Source organism: Nonomuraea sp. NPDC050733, from assembly GCF_040654215.1.
Classification (GTDB): domain Bacteria; phylum Actinomycetota; class Actinomycetes; order Streptosporangiales; family Streptosporangiaceae; genus Nonomuraea.
In genome coordinates this window covers 39282-54835 of sequence record NZ_JBFAHO010000020.1, presented here as the reverse complement: position 1 = coordinate 54835, position 15554 = coordinate 39282, and the positions used below count along the sequence as shown (strand labels likewise).

18 protein-coding genes are annotated in these 15554 nt (G+C 72.2%); 7 read left to right on the top strand and 11 right to left on the bottom strand.

Annotation, left to right across the window (positions count from 1 at the left end):
- Positions 1–48: 48 nt before the first annotated feature.
- On the bottom strand, positions 49–1299 hold the full coding sequence (locus AB0H64_RS27155) for an NAD(P)/FAD-dependent oxidoreductase (protein ID WP_357629809.1): 1251 nt from the start codon (positions 1297–1299) through the stop codon (positions 49–51).
- A 64-nt stretch (positions 1300–1363) separates the two neighbouring features.
- On the opposite strand from AB0H64_RS27155, the gene AB0H64_RS27150 reads away from it, so the two are divergent.
- From AB0H64_RS27150 to AB0H64_RS27140, 3 genes are read left to right on the top strand one after another with little or no spacing between them, the layout of a single operon-like run.
- Positions 1364–1990 carry a TetR family transcriptional regulator gene (locus AB0H64_RS27150; RefSeq protein ID WP_357629806.1) on the top strand — a complete coding sequence of 209 codons (627 nt, stop codon included), beginning with the start codon at positions 1364–1366 and terminating at the stop codon, positions 1988–1990.
- Between the two features lie 36 nt (positions 1991–2026).
- Positions 2027–3025 (top strand): NAD-dependent epimerase/dehydratase family protein, encoded by a 999-nt coding sequence (locus AB0H64_RS27145; RefSeq protein ID WP_357629803.1) that lies wholly within the window; start codon positions 2027–2029, stop codon positions 3023–3025.
- 36 nt (positions 3026–3061) lie between these two features.
- Complete coding sequence (locus AB0H64_RS27140; protein ID WP_357629800.1) at positions 3062–3772, top strand: glycosyltransferase family 2 protein; 711 nt, start codon at positions 3062–3064, stop codon at positions 3770–3772.
- 73 nt (positions 3773–3845) lie between these two features.
- Here the strand turns inward: AB0H64_RS27140 and AB0H64_RS27135 are convergent, their stop codons facing one another.
- A complete protein-coding gene (locus AB0H64_RS27135) occupies positions 3846–4784 on the bottom strand; it encodes a beta-ketoacyl-ACP synthase III (RefSeq protein ID WP_357629797.1) in 939 nt (312 codons plus the stop codon).
- Positions 4785–4853: 69 nt separating this feature from the next.
- On the opposite strand from AB0H64_RS27135, the gene AB0H64_RS27130 reads away from it, so the two are divergent.
- Entirely contained in the window at positions 4854–5480 is a 627-nt protein-coding gene (locus AB0H64_RS27130; protein ID WP_357629794.1) for a TetR/AcrR family transcriptional regulator, read from the top strand.
- A 118-nt stretch (positions 5481–5598) separates the two neighbouring features.
- Here the strand turns inward: AB0H64_RS27130 and AB0H64_RS27125 are convergent, their stop codons facing one another.
- The 6 genes from AB0H64_RS27125 to AB0H64_RS27100 form a co-directional block, all read right to left on the bottom strand.
- The gene (locus AB0H64_RS27125) at positions 5599–5811 is read right to left on the bottom strand and encodes a hypothetical protein (RefSeq protein WP_355435875.1); all 213 of its coding nucleotides are present in this window, start codon (positions 5809–5811) and stop codon (positions 5599–5601) included.
- Positions 5812–5942: 131 nt separating this feature from the next.
- Positions 5943–6272, bottom strand: a complete 330-nt coding sequence (locus AB0H64_RS27120) for a DUF3140 domain-containing protein (RefSeq protein ID WP_357629790.1) — start codon at positions 6270–6272, stop codon at positions 5943–5945.
- A gap of 71 nt (positions 6273–6343) precedes the next feature.
- On the bottom strand, positions 6344–7000 hold the full coding sequence (locus AB0H64_RS27115; protein ID WP_357629789.1) for a response regulator transcription factor: 657 nt from the start codon (positions 6998–7000) through the stop codon (positions 6344–6346).
- On the bottom strand, positions 6997–8169 hold the full coding sequence (locus AB0H64_RS27110; RefSeq protein ID WP_357629787.1) for a histidine kinase: 1173 nt from the start codon (positions 8167–8169) through the stop codon (positions 6997–6999). The genes AB0H64_RS27115 and AB0H64_RS27110 overlap by 4 nt, the downstream gene beginning before the upstream one ends.
- 82 nt (positions 8170–8251) lie before the next feature.
- The gene (locus AB0H64_RS27105; protein ID WP_357629784.1) at positions 8252–8833 is read right to left on the bottom strand and encodes a hypothetical protein; all 582 of its coding nucleotides are present in this window, start codon (positions 8831–8833) and stop codon (positions 8252–8254) included.
- 219 nt (positions 8834–9052) lie between these two features.
- Positions 9053–9616, bottom strand: coding sequence for a ferritin-like domain-containing protein (locus AB0H64_RS27100; RefSeq protein WP_357629781.1), 564 nt, complete (start codon positions 9614–9616; stop codon positions 9053–9055).
- A 522-nt stretch (positions 9617–10138) separates the two neighbouring features.
- Between AB0H64_RS27100 and AB0H64_RS27095 the strand changes: the two genes are divergently transcribed.
- The 3 genes from AB0H64_RS27095 (at position 10139) to AB0H64_RS27085 (ending at position 13623) form a co-directional block, all read left to right on the top strand.
- Positions 10139–12043, top strand: a complete 1905-nt coding sequence (locus tag AB0H64_RS27095) for an ABC transporter ATP-binding protein (protein ID WP_357629778.1) — start codon at positions 10139–10141, stop codon at positions 12041–12043.
- Between the two features lie 78 nt (positions 12044–12121).
- A complete protein-coding gene (gene ppk2, locus AB0H64_RS27090; protein WP_357629775.1) occupies positions 12122–12967 on the top strand; it encodes a polyphosphate kinase 2 in 846 nt (281 codons plus the stop codon).
- Positions 12964–13623, top strand: a complete 660-nt coding sequence (locus AB0H64_RS27085) for a dienelactone hydrolase family protein (protein ID WP_357629772.1) — start codon at positions 12964–12966, stop codon at positions 13621–13623. The genes ppk2 and AB0H64_RS27085 overlap by 4 nt, the downstream gene beginning before the upstream one ends.
- Here the strand turns inward: AB0H64_RS27085 and AB0H64_RS27080 are convergent.
- From AB0H64_RS27080 to AB0H64_RS27070, 3 genes are read right to left on the bottom strand one after another with little or no spacing between them, the layout of a single operon-like run.
- Positions 13614–14051 carry a hypothetical protein gene (locus tag AB0H64_RS27080; protein ID WP_357629769.1) on the bottom strand — a complete coding sequence of 146 codons (438 nt, stop codon included), beginning with the start codon at positions 14049–14051 and terminating at the stop codon, positions 13614–13616. The two genes, AB0H64_RS27085 and AB0H64_RS27080, sit on opposite strands and share 10 nt — an antisense overlap.
- Complete coding sequence (locus AB0H64_RS27075) at positions 14048–14359, bottom strand: hypothetical protein (protein ID WP_357629767.1); 312 nt, start codon at positions 14357–14359, stop codon at positions 14048–14050. The genes AB0H64_RS27080 and AB0H64_RS27075 overlap by 4 nt, the downstream gene beginning before the upstream one ends.
- The gene (locus AB0H64_RS27070; protein ID WP_357629765.1) at positions 14359–15504 is read right to left on the bottom strand and encodes a hypothetical protein; all 1146 of its coding nucleotides are present in this window, start codon (positions 15502–15504) and stop codon (positions 14359–14361) included. Before AB0H64_RS27070 ends, AB0H64_RS27075 begins: the two co-directional genes overlap by 1 nt.
- Between the last annotated feature and the right edge of the window lie 50 nt (positions 15505–15554).

Here is a 15554-nt window from a genome sequence, read left to right as displayed (position 1 = left end):
TCCCGCTTACGCCCTCATTCTCCCCGTGTCTCCGGGCGGGCGTCGCGGCTAGGAGAACACCTTCTCCTTCAGCCTGGGGACGCGCTGCACCGTGCGCAGGAACGTCTTGAACCCGAGCCGCCCCACCCGGCTCTCGCCCACGAACTGGTGCGCGGCTCTCAGCGAGTCGCGCACGGCCGCGAAGCCGTACTCCCGCATCCGGCTCTCGTACCAGGCGATCGCGTCGACCGGGTCGCGCCCGCTGGTGAGCGCCTGGCAGAGCAGGCGGGCGTCGCGCAGCGCGGTGTTGGCGCCGATGCCGCGCATCGGCGTCATGCTGTGGATGGCGTCGCCGAGCAGGGTGATGGTGGTGGCGAGCCATGGCCCGACGGGGACCGAGGTGCGGATCGGCAGCAGGGAGACGGTGCCGGGGTCCGAGCGGGCGACCAGCGTGCGCAGGTCGGGGTGCCAGGACTCCACCATCCGCTCCGCCGTGGCCCTGAGCTGCTCGCCGGACATGGCGGAGAGGCCGGCCGGGAAGCGGTCCCGCGCCGCGCCGAGCGCCCACAGCAGATAGCTTCCCGTGTTGTCCATCAGCGCTCCGTCCTGCTCCGTCACGCCGATGTCGCCTACGGGGGCGAGCCCGCTCAGGTCGTGCGGGGCGAGGAACATGCCCATGCCCTTCGGCGGGATGACGCTGTTCGGCCCGTCGGACAGCCGGGGCGCGATGAGCCTCCGGGTCTCGGCCGTCAACGGGAACTTGCCGGCCACCGTGGTGATGCCCGTGTCCACGCGCACGGCGTGCGGCAGGTACTGCGCGCGCACCCGTGAGCCGCCGCCGTCGGCCGCGACGACCACGTCGGCCCGCTCGCTGGTGCCGTCGGCGAAGAACAGCTCGACCCGCCCGTCGGGCAGCCGCTCGTAACGCTCGAAGGTCTTGCCGAACCGCACCACGTCCTCCATCCCCGACAGCAGCACCTGCCGGAGGGTGATGCGGCTGACCGAGTGGTGGTCGTCGGCGGGGTCGGCCGCCGGGGGCGTCTCGATGAGGGCGAGGAGGTCCAGCCGCTCGGTGAGGAAGCCGAAGTCCTGGCCGCCCCGCCCGGTCGTGGCCAGGAACGCCTGCCACAGCTCGGGCGGCAGGCAGTCGTGGAGCGCGCGGGCGCCGTTCGGGTCGATGTGGACGCGGTAGCCCTGGAGCCGGTCGGCCGGGGTGCGGTCCCGCTCGTAGACCGTCACGCCCCTGCCCGCCTTGCGCAGGCCCTGTGCCAGGAGAAGCCCGCCGATGCCGCCGCCGATGACCGCGATGTCGTTCGTCATGCCGCCAACTATCATCCGTATGGATAATTCTGTCAACCATCCGGATGGATGATAACCTTCGGGGGTGAGACGAGAACCGGAGGAGAAGCAGCGCGACCCCGAGCGCACCAAGGCGCGCATCCTGGATGCGGCGCTTGCGGAGTTCGCGGCCAAGGGGTTCGCGGGGGCCCGGGTGAGCGAGATCGCCGGCCGCGCCGGGGTCAACAAACAGCTGATCTCCTACTACTTCGGCGGCAAGGAGGGCCTCTACCAGGCCCTGACCAGTCATTGGCGGCGTGAGGAGGGCGCGTTCGCCGATCGCGGGGCCCCGCTGGGGCGGCTCGTCGCCGACTACGTCCAGGCCAACTCCACGCACCGCGACTTCGGCCGGCTCATGGTCTGGCACGGCCTCACCGACGACGGACAGGGCGCGCCGGCCATGGAGGAGGACTTCTCGCACGACGTCGAGCACCTGCGCCGCAGGCAGGAGGCCGGCGAGCTGCCCGCCGACGTCGATCCGTCCGTGGTGCTGCTGGCCCTGTTCGCGATGGCCGGGGTGGGCGTGTCGTTCCCGCAGCTCGTCCGGGCGGTCACCGGGCTCGACCCGGCCTCGCCCGAGTTCGCCGGCTACTACGCCGGGCAGATCGAGCGCCTGGTCGGCCACCTGCGCGCACGCCCCGGCGCCGGACCGGGCGACGTTCCCGCACCGTAAGATCCGCGTGGCCGCGCCGGGTGTTGGATCGGCGGCATGCGCGTGTTGCTGACCGGCTCAGCCGGCTTCGTCGGCCGTCACATCGCCGAAACGCTCGACGGCGTCGCCGCCGTCCGCGACGTCGTGCCCGCCGACCTCAGGACGGGCGTGGACGTGCGCGACGGCGACGCCCTCGACCGGCTGCTGCCCGGCGTCGACGCCGTCGTCCACCAGGCCGCCAAGGTCGGGCTCGGCGTGGACGTGGCCGACCTGCCCGCGTACGCGTCCGCGAACGTGTGCGGCACCGCCGTCCTGCTCGCCGCCATGGCGCGGCACGGCGTGCGGCGGCTGGTCCTCGCCTCCTCCATGGTCGTGTACGGCGAGGGCGCCTACGACTGTCCCGGCCACGGCCCGGTACGGCCCGGCCCCCGGCGCGAGGAGGACCTGGCGGCCGGGGTGTTCGACCCCCGGTGCCCGCGCTGCGACACCGTGCTCGTCCCGGCCGTCATCGCCGAGGACGCCCCCATGGACCCGCGCAACGCCTACGCCACCACCAAGCTCGCCCAGGAGCACCTGGCCGCCGGCTGGGCCCGCGAGACCGGCGGCACCGTGACGGCCCTGCGCTACCACAACGTCTACGGCCCCGGCATGCCGCGCGACACCCCCTACGCCGGGGTCGCCGCGATCTTCCTGTCGGAGCTGGTGCGCGGGCGGGCGCCGCGGGTGTTCGAGGACGGCGGGCAGCGCCGCGACTTCGTCCACGTCCGCGACGTGGCCCGGGCCAACGCCCTCGCCCTGGAGGCGGGCAGGCCCGGCGCCCTGACGGCGTACAACGTCGCCAGCGGCACGCCGCGCACGGTCGGGGACCTGGCCCGTGCGCTGGCGGCGGCGACCGGAGGGCCGGAGCCGGTCGTCACGGGCGGCTACCGCCTCGGGGACGTCCGCCACATCGTCGCCTCGCCCGCGAAGGCGGCCCGGGAGCTGGGGTTCACGGCTCAGGTGGCGTTCGAGGACGGCCTGAGGGAGTTCACCACGGCCGCCGTCATGGCTTCGTAAGGGTTGACCGGGCCCCCTGGACCTACCGTCGGACTCGTGATCGATGTCGTGCTGCCCTGCCTCGACGAGGCCGCCGCGCTCCCCTGGGTGCTGGAGCGCATGCCGGACGGATATCGCCCCATCGTGGTGGACAACGGCTCCACCGACGGCTCCGCCCGGATCGCCGAGGCCCATGGGGCGACGGTGGTCCACGAGCCGCGCAGGGGGTTCGGCGCGGCCTGCCACACCGGCCTCATGGCCGCCACCGCGGAGATCGTCTGCTTCATGGACGCCGACGCCTCGCTCGACCCGCGCCAGCTCCCGCGCGTCGCCGAGCCCGTCCTGGCGGGGGAGGGCGACCTGGTGCTGGGCCGGCGGGTGGAGCGCCGGCCCGGTCCGGGCGGTGCCTCCGGTCCTGGCGGTCCTGGCGGTCCGGGCGGCGGCGGGCGCGGCTGGCCCGCGCACGCCCGCGCCGGCAACGCCGTGCTCGCCTGGCGGCTGCGCCGCGGCGCCGGGGTGCCGCTGCGCGACCTCGGCCCGATGCGTGCCTGCCGCCGCGAGGCGCTGGTGGCGCTGGGACTGGCCGACCGCAGGTTCGGCTATCCGCTGGAGATGGTGCTGCGTGCCGCCGCGGCGGGCTGGCGCGTCACCGAGACGGAGGTCGACTACCTGCCGCGCGCCGGCCGCTCGAAGGTCACGGGCACGGTCCGCGGCACGCTGCGCGCCATCGCCGACATGCGCGCCGTCCTCGCCGCCCACCGCGCCTGACCACGGGCGCCTGACCACGGGCGCCTGACCACGGGCGCCTGACCACGGGCGCCTGACCACGGGCGCCTGAACGTCAGGGGCAGCGGACGACCATCCCCGCGTACGAGAGATTGCCGCCGAAGCCGAACAACAGCATCGGCGCGCCGCGCCGCACCTCGCCCCGCTCCACCAGCTTGGCCAGCGCCAGCGGGACGCTCGCCCCCGAGGTGTTGCCCGACTCGACCACGTCGCGGGCCACGACCGCGTTGACCGCGCCGATGCGCTGGGCGATGGGCTCGATCATGCGCAGGTTCGCCTGGTGCAGGACGACGGCCGCGAGCTCCTCGGGCGCGACCCCGCCCCGCTCGCAGGCCTCGCGGGCGATGGCGGGCAGCCTGGTGGTGGCCCAGCGGTAGACGGTCTGCCCCTCCTGCGCGAACCGGGTGGGCGTGCCGCCGATGCGCACCGCGTCGCCCAGCTCCGGGGCCGACCCCCAGACGACCGGGCCGATCTCCGGCGACGGCGCCGCGCTGACCACGGCGGCGCCCGCGCCGTCGCCGGTCAGCACGCAGGTGGTCCGGTCGGTCCAGTCGGTGACCGCCGTCATGGTGTCGGCCCCGATGACGAGCGCGTGCCTGGCCGCGCCCGCGCGGATCGTGTGGTCGGCGACGGCCAGCGCGTGCGTGAACCCGGAGCACGACACTCCCACGTCCATGACCGCCGCGCCCGGCACGCCGAGCCGGGCCGCGACGATGGCCGCCACGTTCGGCGCCCGGTCGAGCTGCGTGCACGTCGCCACCAGCACGAGGTCGATGTCGGCGGCGTCCAGGCCGCTGCCGGCCAGCGCCTTGGCCGCCGCGTTCACGGCCAGCTCGGGCACGCCCTCGTCCGGGCCGGCCACGTGGCGGGTGCGGATGCCGACGCGCTTGGTGATCCACTCGTCGCTGGTGTCCACCATGGCGGCGAGATCGTCGTTGGTCAGCACCCGGGCGGGCTGGTAGTGGCCGGTGGCGACGAGGCGTGATCCGTTCATGGGCCGGACTATAGCAACCGAACGTTCGGACGCTAAAGTGGTTCCCATGATGCCGTTCTCCGACCCAGCATGAGCCCCCGCCGGTCCGTCGCCGACGCGCTCGGCACCCGCTCCGCCATCCTCGGCCGCTCCGTGGCCATCGCCTCCGTCGAAGGGCTGGAGGGCCTGACCATCGGCCGGCTCGCCACGGAGCTCGGCATGAGCAAGTCCGGCGTGCTCGGCCACTTCGGCTCCAAGGAGGCGCTCCAGCTCGCGGTGCTGGAGCGGGCGGGGGAGGTGTTCCGCGCCGAGGTGTGGGAGCCCGCCGTGACCGTCGCGCCTGGGCTGCCGCGTCTCGTCGCCCTGTGCGAGGCGTGGATCTCGTACCTGGAGCGCGGGGTGTTCCCCGGCGGGTGCTTCTTCGTGGCCGCCGCCCACGAGTTCGACGGGCGGGAGGGGGCGGTGCGCGAGGCGGTGGCGGCCAGGTTCGACAGCTGGACGGCGCGGCTGCGCAAGGAGGCCGGGCGCGCCGTGGACGCCGGGGACCTGCCGGACGACACTGATCCCGAGCAGGTGGCGTTCGAGCTGATGGGCGTGCTCATGGCGCTCAACCACGCCCTCCAGCTGCACCGCGACCCGCGGGCCGCCGACCGCGCCCGCCGCGCGGTGCGGGTTCGCCTGACCGCGGCCCGTACGGCGGGGGCCGCGGGTCCCTAGGCTTCCGTCATGTCTGACTTCACGATCTTCCCGGCGACCAGGTCGAGTACGAGATCGCGCTCTGACCCTCAGGCCCCTCAGGCCCGTCAGTGGTCCTGAGGGGCGGCCCCGGGCCCGGTCAGTGGGCCTGGAGGCGGTCGAAGAGCTGGAGCGCAGCCCGCCGCACGTCGTCGGGCGCCAGCCCGTCCAGCGTCTGCCTGGCGTGGTTCGCGTCGCGCGTCGTGGCCAGCGTGATGGCCACCGACGTCGCGGCGGTACGGTCCAGCGACCCGGCCGGCGCGGCGTCGGCCAGCTCCTGGGCGCTGGCGGCGAGGTCGAGGTTGTCTGTCAACGGGCCTCCTCGGATGCGTACGGCATGGCCCATTGCACCATCTGTAGCCGTGTTCCAGCCACCATTTGACGATTCGCCACGACGAGTCGCCCTCCTGATGGACCTTTCCCGGCCCTTCGGTCAAGCTCGGGTCACGTGGTACGCAACGGGTCATGGCCCACGGAGAGCTGCAGCCGCCGGGCCTCGTCGTCGGTCCGGTTGTCCAGGGTCTCCACCAAGTCCACGACTTGGCGCATGGTGTCGAGATCGTCCTTGGTCAGGTCGGTCTTCCGCTTGGTCAGCACCTGCAGGACGCCGCGCCCGAGCTGGTCGAGGCCCAGGTCGGCCTCCGCCGGGAAGGCATCCTCGCCGGAGGCGTCGGCCAGCAGGTAGGCCCGGAGCTCCTCGGAGGTCATGTTGACCACTCCGTGGAACTCCTCCCAGAGCAGGTCGGCGTCATAGTTCTCGGAGTCAACGCTCATAGTCGCCCGCATACCCGCCCGTCCCCGCCTTACGCACCCGGCGTCAGGCACCCGGCGTCAGGCACCCGGCCTCACGCACCCGGCACGGCCAGCCCCGCCTCGTACGCGGCGATCACCGCCTGGACCCGGTCGCGCAGGCCGAGCTTGGACAGCACGTTGCTGACGTGCGTCTTCACGGTGTGCTCGCTCACCACCATCTGCTCGGCGATCTCCGCGTTGGACAGCCCGCGGGCGATGAGCTGCAACGTCTCCCGCTCCCGCGCGGTCAGCACCGTCAGCGCCTCCGCCGGCCGCGCGGCGGGCCGGGACGTGAACGCCGAGATCAGCCTCGTGGTGACCTGGGGCGCCAGCAGCGACTCGCCACCGGCGACCACGCGCACGGCGTTGACCAGGTCGTCGCGGCGCACGTCCTTGAGCAGGAAGCCGCTCGCGCCGGCCCGCAGCGCGTCGTAGACGTAGTCGTCGTGGTCGAACGTCGTCAGCATGAGCACCCGGCAGCCGGTCTCCCCGCAGACGATCCGGGCCGCCTCGATGCCGTCCATGCGGGGCATGCGGATGTCGAGCAGGAGCACGTCGGGATCGTGCTCGCGGACCGCCGCGACGGCCGCGACGCCGTCACCGGCCTCGGCCACCACGTCGATGTCCGGCTGGGCGTCGAGGATCATCGCGAACCCGCCCCGGACCAGCTCCTGGTCGTCGGCCACGACGATGCGGATGGGGCCGGTCACGGGGTCACCACCGGAAGGCGCACCGACACCCGGTAGCCCGGACCGTCCTGGCGGGGGCCGGCCGTCGCCGCGCCGCCGCACGCGGCGGCGCGCTCGCGCATGCCGATCAGGCCGTTGCCGCCCGAGGGCAGCCCGCGGCCCGAGCCCTGGCCGTCGTCGGTGATGTCGATCATGAGATTGTGGTCCTCCCAGGTGAGCCGGATGTCGGCGTGGCGCGCGCCGGCGTGCTTGACGGTGTTGGTCAGGGCCTCCTGCGTGATCCGGTAGGCGGCCACCGCGCAGTCGGGCGTGAGCGGCCGCGGCTCGCCGGTCTCGGAGAAGGTCACGTCGAGGCCGGTGCCGGAGACCTGGCCGGCCAGCGCGGGCAGGTCGCCCACGGTCGGCTGCGGCGCCCTGGGCGCCTCGCCCTCCTTGAGCACGCCGAGCATCCGCCTGAGCTGCGCCATCGCGTCGCGCCCGGCCGCGGCGATCGCGTCGAACGCCGCCTCGGCCCGGGCGGGGTTCGTCCGCACCACCACGGGGCCCGCCTCCGCCTGCACCACCATGATGCTGACCGCGTGAGCCAGGATGTCGTGCATGTCACGGGCGATGCGCGCCCGCTCGCGCTCGGCCGCTCGCTCCGCCTCCATCTGGCGCTCCTTCTCCAACTGGGCGGCCCGTTCCTCCAGGGCCGCGGCGTGCGCGCGGGATGTGGCCGCGGTCCTGCCGATGGCGTACGCGGCGACGAACACGACGATGCCGCGCAGCGCGCTCTCCGAGGAGCCGACCACCAGCAAGCCGCCGCTGAGCGTCAGGACGAGCATGACGAGGCGCTTCCAGCGGGGCGAGTACGCGGCGACGGTGTAGAACGCGACGGTCGCGCCGTACCAGATGGGCTGCCGGGCGACGTTGTCGGCGAGGTCGTACAGGGCGCCGACGGACAGGCTCGTGATCAGGACGGTCGCGGGCGCCCGGCGCCGCCACACCAGGGGCAGCGAGGCGCCGGCCGCGACCGCGTATCCCCACCAGTCCCACGGGCCGTCGTGCGAGCTGTCACCGAACAGCAGCGGCCAGAGCTGGGCCAGGAGGATCGCCGCGGTGAGCGCCGCGTCGGCCAGGAGTGGCGGCAGCTCGCGCAGCCGCCGGCGGGCGGCGTCGACGAGGGGCGGATAGGACAGCGGGGCGGGCACGGCGTCCCATCCTGCCGCATACCGGGCGCGTTCTCTCACGTGGTCCGCGGTTCCGGTCATGACCGTGGGCGCGGGCATCGTCTCAGGCGTGGGCGAGGACGTGCCGGGGCGCCGCCTCGCGGCGCGCCATCGGCACGAACGAGACCAGCAGCAGGAGGGCGCCGACCGGGATCAGGTTGAGGTCGATGATCGGCAGAGCGAAGTCGAGCAGGACGAGGACAGGCGTCCACGCCCGGACCTGCCGTCGCACGGTGAGCTGCGTGACCAGCACGAGCTGGGCGATGTAGAACAGGAACGGCCCGCCGTCGTAGACGGCCAGGGAAACTCCGGGCACGGCCTTGACCTGCTCCCACATCGGCCCCATCGCCGCGTGGTCGGCGGCCGCGAACCCGACGACCACGTCGATGGCGAACTGCGCGAACATGCAGGCGATGCCGACGAAGCCCGCCGCCACGGCGGTGGTGGCCAGGGCGTTCCGGTCCAACCTCCGCCTCATTTCCCAAAATATCGGGACAAAGAGGACGAGGGCTGCCATGAAGGCCAGGTGCCCGGTGGTCCAGGCCAGACCGGGTCCCCTCTCACCGTCGAACCAGTCGACGATGCGGATCACACCGTACGCGAAGATCAGCAGGGGGGCGGCGACGAAGGCGGTGCGGACGTTCATGATGCTCTCCAGGGTGTTTCGGGGATGGGTCAATCCTCCGATTTCCCTGGTCAGAAGGGATCGCCGGGACGGGCGATCATCCGTCTCACTCCTGAGAGCGAGACCCCTCACCCGTAAGGCCCGGTACCTCCGAGGCCCGGTACGTCTGCTCAGGCTCGCGCCGCGCCCTCACCCGCCGTCGTGCGGGGTGAGGGCCGGTGAGCGGGAACGGCCCGGCCGTCAGGCAGGAGGCGCCGGCGGCACGGGCGGAGTCGATGGGATGCGTTCGAGCAGGCTCTGCATGTCGTCGGCGTGCTCCTCCTCCTTGGCGAGCAGCTCCTCGAACACCCGCCGCGTGGTGATGTCGCGGTCGCCCAGCCACTGGATGATCTCCGTGTAGGTGGCCACGGCGACCCGCTCGGCGACGAGGTCCTCTTTGATCATGTCGATCAGTCCGCTGCTGGCGTCGTACTGGGAGTGGGAGCGCTTCGTCAGCGTGTCGGGATTGAAGTCCGGCTCGCCGCCGAGCTGGACGATGCGGGCCGCGAGCTTGTCCGCGTGCTCCTGCTCCTCGCCCGCGTGCTCCAGGAACTCCTGGGCGACGGCCTCCGACTGGATCCCGGAGGCGGTGTAGTAGTGGCGCTTGTACCGCAGGACGCACACCAGCTCGGTGGCCAGGGCCTCGTTGCAGACCTGGATCACCCGGTCCAGGTCTGCGCCGTACGCGTCGGTGATGGGGCCCTTCTCGATCTCGGCGCGGGCCCTCTCTCGGATGGTGGTGATATCGGTCAGGAACTCAGCCATGGGCTCCCTATGCCCACTCGACAGGCGAAGACTCGCCTGGCCGGGCCTCGCCGGCATGGGGCCGGCCGGCCGGGGAACGCGTGCGGCGGCCGGGCGAAGAACTCGGCCGGTGTCTCTCGCGCCATGTTCCGCCGTTCCCGGATGATGCCCGTGTCGCGCCATCCGGGCCCCTGGCCGAAGGGCCGCGTATAACGAACACCACCGGTATGCAAAAACATTCTTCAACGCCCGCCTAATCACCACTCCGGCCCCCCGTGGAGAGTGCGGAACCCCAGGTCAGCGCTGGGCCGACGGTTAAACCGCTGACGAAGTATCGAGTGGCCTCCGGATCTTTGCTGGCGATTTACCGGGCGCAGGCAACCGTTGCTTCACGTGGGCGCCCCGGTCAAATCTGATTTGCTCACCCGGATTAGTGGTGATTTATCGGCTTATGGGTGGTACGGTCCGGTTTGGAAGTGAAAGTCCGATCTCGGGGGAGGGGACTATGTCTGTTAACAACGGATTCCGCCAGGGCTGGGGACCGTGCTGGAGGCGTCGTCGCTGCGGCGGCGGCTGCGGATGGCGCCGCCGTTGGGGCGGCTGCGGCGGCGGCGGCTGCGGTTGGGGCGGCGGCTGGGGCGGCGGGTGGTGGTAAAACCACCCAAGAGCCGGCGGGTCACCCGCCGGCTCTCCCTTTCGCCCCAGGCCCGCGAACACCACCCGACGATCGCGCCGACGGTGTCCATCCGCCGGACTTTCCGGGAGTTCTGGCCTGGCACGCGAGGACTGCGCCGGCTCTTCGTGGCCGGCGCGGTGCTCGCCATCCTCGCGGCGGCCTGCGAGGTCGCCGCGATCGCCCTGTTCGGCCACATCACCGACAAGGTGCTGACGACCCGCGTCCTGTCCGCGTTCTGGGCCCCCGCCCTCGCCTGGCTGGGCCTCGCGATCGTGGCCGGCGTCATGTCGTTCGGCGGCGCGTACGTCACAGCGCTCGGCGCCGAACGCTTCCTGCTCGGCCTGCGCGACAGGGTCTTCGCACACATGCAGACCCTGTCACCGGACTTCTTCGAGAACCGGCGGCTCGGCGACCTCATGGCCCGGATCACCGACGACATCGAGGCCATCGAGCAGCTCGTCGGCTCCGGTCTGGTCAAGGTGCTGACCACGGTCGTCAGCGTCGTCTTCTTCGCCGGCGCGGCGTTCTTCATCAGGTGGGACCTCGCACTGGTCACCATGGCGCTGGTCCCGGCGTTCCTGGTGGTGTCCAAGTTCTTCGCCGCCCGGTTCCGGGTCGCCGCCGCCAACGAGCGGCTCAGCAACGGCGCCATGAACAGCGTCATCGAGGAGAGCCTTGCCAACCAGTCGCTCGTCCAGGCGTACAACCGGCAGACCACCGAGTCGCGGCGGCTGCACCGTGAGGGCCGCGGCTGGCTGCGCGCCAACATGTGGCAGGCGCGGCTGTCCGGGATGTACGGCCCGATGGTGCAGGTCCTCCAGACCGTGTGCATGGTCGTCATCCTCGGCGTCGGAGCCTGGGAGATCGTCGAGGGTCGCCTGACGCTCGGCGGGCTGCTCGCCTTCGCCGCGTACCTGGGCCTGCTCTACCCCGCCGTGCAGGGGCTCGGAGAGATCGCGCTGAGCGTGTCCGAGGCCGCCGCCGGCTCCGACCGCGTCATGGAGCTCCTCGACACCCGGCCGTCGGTGAACGACCGCGGCACCGCCCTGACGCTGGTGTCACGCAGCCACGGGCGGATCGAGTTCGACGACGTCGGCTTCACCTACCCGGGTCGTCGCCGGCCGACGCTGCGGCACCTGTCGTTCACGGCCGAGCCGGGCGAGCTCATCGTCTGCACCGGTCCCAGCGGGGCGGGCAAGTCCACGCTGGCCAAGCTGCTGCTGCGGTTCTACGACCCCGAGCAGGGACGCATCCTGCTCGACGGCGTCGACCTCCGCGACCTGACCCGGTCCTCGTTGCGGGAGGCCGTCACGATCCTGCACCAGGAGAGCATGCTGTTCTCCGGCACCGTGCGGGAGAACATCGCCTACGGCCGTCCCGGAGCCACGTTCGAGGAGGTGGTCAAGGCCGCGGTGCTCGCCGGGGCGCACGAGTTCATCACCGCACTTCCGCGCGGCTACGAGACTCCCGTCGGCCAGCGGGGCCGGCTCCTGTCCGGCGGCCAGCGGCAGCGCATCGCGATCGCCCGCGCCATCGTGCGCGACGCGCCCGTGCTCGTGCTCGACGAGCCGATGACCGGCCTCGATGAGGTCACGGCCGCCCGCATCATGGAGCCGCTGCGCCGGCTCATGGCCGGCCGGACCACGATCCTCATCACGCACGACCTGCGCCACGTCCCCGCGGGGACCCGCACGATCGTGCTCGAACCGCTCCGCTCCAGGCCCCGCATCCGGCTCAAACGCCTCGGCACCCGGCTCCCGGCCGGCGTCTGACCGGTCCCCGCCATGGACCTGCTCACGGGCTGCCCCGCTGTGCGCATCGACAGGCGTACGGCGGGGCAGGTGTGACCTATGGCGAAGGCCGGCGGGAAGCCGCGGCCGGCGAAGGCCGGCGGGAGGCTACGGCGCAAGCCGTACGAGAAGGAGCTCTTCCGGCTGCAGGGAGAGCTGGTCAAGCTGCAGGAATGGGTGCGGGCCGAGGGCCGGCGGGTCGTCGTGGTGTTCGAGGGACGCGACGCCGCCGGCAAGGGCAGCACCATCAAGCGCGTCGCGGAGTACCTCAACCCCCGCATGACCCGCATCGTCGCCCTGCCCGCCCCCACCGAGCGGGAGCGGACGCAGTGGTACTTCCAGCGCTACGTCGAGCACCTGCCCGCCGCCGGGCAGATCGTGCTGTTCGACCGGAGCTGGTACAACCGGGCCGGCGTCGAGCGCGTCATGGGCTTCTGCACGCAGGAGGAGTACACCCGCTTCCTGCACCAGTGCCCCATCTTCGAGCGGCTGCTGGTGGAGGACGGGATCCTGCTGCGCAAGTACTGGTTCTCCGTGAGCGACGCCGAGCAGGAACGGCGCTTCCGCGACCGGCTGGACGACCCGATGCGGCGCTGGAAGCTGTCGGAGATGGACCTTCAGTCGATCATCCGGTGGGAGGAGTACTCGCGGGCCAAGGACGAGATGCTCGTCCACACCCACATCCCCGAAGCGCCCTGGCACGACGTGGAGAGCGAGGACAAGCGGCGGGCCCGGATCAACATGATCTCCCACCTGCTGTCCTCGATCCCGTACCGGGAGGTGGCCAGGCCACGGCTGCACATCCCGCCCCGGCCGCCGGGGACGGGGTATCGCCGCATGGCCCGCATGGACATCGCCGTACCGGACGCGGCGGCCGGGCTGCCCGTGAAGGGCGCTTCCCCTTGACGGAGGGGCTGCGGATCCCCGCCGACGGCGTCACCCTCGACGCGGACCTCACCGCGCCCACCGCTCCGCGACGCCCCGGGGGGCTGGTGCTGTTCGCGCACGGCAGCGGCAGCAGCCGCCACAGCCCGCGCAACCGTCACGTCGCCGAGCGGCTCCAGGCGGCCGGCCTGGCCACCCTGCTCGCCGACCTGCTCACCCCCGAGGAGGAGCGGCTGGACGTGGTGACACGGGAGATCCGGTTCGACATCGGCCTGCTGGCCCGCCGGCTGGAGGCGCTGGCCGCCTGGGCGTCGACGGACGCCCGTACCGAGGGACTGCCCGTCGGCCTCTTCGGCGCCAGCACGGGCGCGGCGGCGGCCCTCGTGACCGCCGCGGCGCTACCGGACGGCGTGCGCGCGGTGGTCTCGCGCGGCGGCCGCCCGGACCTCGCCGGCGACTTCCTCTGGAACGTCGAGCAGCCCACCCTCCTGATCGTCGGCGGTGCCGACCCGGCCGTCCTCGACCTCAACCGCCGGGCACTGGCCCGGCTGGCGGGCGAGGCCCGGCTGGAGGTCGTACCCGGGGCGACGCACCTGTTCGAGGAGCCGGGCACCCTGGACGAGGTCGCCCGCCTGGCCGCGACCTGGTTCACCACCCACCTGGGACCTCACGTGTAGGGCAGAGCGGTGGCGAAGAGAACCACCACGACCGACCCCACCGCCGCCCCCAGAGCCATCACCCGCGCGAACACCGCCCGCCCGGCCCCCGTCGCCCACCCGTGCAGCCCGGCCGCCACCATGACCAGGCAGAACACCAGCAGCTTCGCCGCGAGAACCCGCCCGTACCCCGGCTCGGCCAGCGACGCCCACGTGACCCCTTCATGCATGGCGATGGCCACCCCCGTGGCGATCTGCACCGGCAGGAACACCGCCACCGTGAACACCCCGAACCGCTGCCCCACGGCCTTCAGCAGCCCGCCACGCCGTTCCTCGTCCAGCAGCCGCCGCGCCAGCGGCAACACCACCAGCGACACGGTCAGCTGACCGCCCACCCACAGCGCCGCCGACAGCACATGCAGGAACCGGACCACCGCCCACCAGGTCACCTGCCACCCCCACCCTCAGCCATGATCACCTCCACCGCGTCGTCCCCCACGACCCAGCCTCCACCATGCCCGAGCGTCGTCCCACACCGCTCAGCCGCGATCTCGAACAACCGCACGTCCGGCTTCCCGCGCCGGAAGAAGACCTCCCTCGGCACCGCCCCGTCCTCGTCCAGCCGCACCATCCACTCGAACGCCCCCTCACCCAGCTCCCGCCGGGCCACGAACTCCCGCGTCCACCTCCGGAAGGCGTCCAGCCGGTCGACCAGGGTGTTGTCGAGATCGAACAGCACCAGTCTCCGCGTGACCATCAATGGCCTTCCGGCAGCCGCTCCTGCCGCGACCTCCGCACGTGCTCAGCCATCTCCTCACTGACCGGAATGTGAGTGGGAAGCTGCGGAGCATCGAAGTACCGGGCCTTGTACTCGCGCAGCAGCGCCTCCCCGTCCCGCTCCCAGGAGAAGTCTCGCCTCTTCAACAGCTTCCGGAACACCACGCCGGCATTCCCGGGATCACGCTCGGCGAGCATTCTGATGGGCGTGGGGGAGACGCCGTCCTCGCGCAGATAGCTGGACAGGGTCTCGCGGTAGCGACGACGGGCGAGCAGGGCGGGATCGGCGAAAAGCTCCTGAAGCAGGCCGAAGTCGACGTAGTAGCTGAGGCCGGTCTCCGGATCGAAGTGCAGCGCCACGCTCTCGGCCTCGACGATCTCATCCGGCAGGGCGATCTCGCCTTGCGGCGCCGCTCCGTCCGCTGACCCGCCGGGTTCGGCCGTCATGGCGTCCCAGAAGACGGCGATCCGCTCAGCGAGCTCCGCCCCCGCGACGACGATCAGTTCGTCCCCGAACACCTCGACGAACACCGCCCGTTGCTCGGCGAGCATGCGCCGGGCGGCGGCGAGCTTCTCCGGGTTGCGGAACACCCAGGCGGGATTGTGCAGCCCCAGCTCCATGGCCTGGGTGAGCATGACGCCCCGGTCCTTCGCGGGAAAGACCCGGAGGTTCCCGCTGACCAGCCAGCCCTCTCCGAGCGGCACGAGCCGGCACACCACGAACATGCCCCGTCTGAGCGTCCGGAAGGCCGCCTTACCCATGGTGGAACGAGCCCGGTAGGGCAGCTCGTCCACGAGGTTGACCAGGGACAGCTCGTCGCCGTCCTTCCCCCGTACCTCAAAGATCCCCTCGACGACGTCCTTCCACCCGAGAAGCAGCTCCCGCTCCTGCGACGTCAGCTTCGCCTGGGTCCGGACGAACCTGTCGACGACGGTGTCACCACCGGCAAGGCGACGCTGCAGGATGAAGTGGTCGATGACCATGATGGGGTCGAGGTCGTCACCGAGGGCACCGTCCGGGTCGGCCTCCTCGAACGCCTCGGCGAGCTGCCGCTCGAACCGCGGCGACAGCGCGAACTTGACCAGCCGTCCCTTGAGCGTCCCCGCCCGTTCCACCAGATCCACAACCAAGATCCGTCCCCGAGAGATGCCGACTCCCGGGAAGCGTAGTAGTC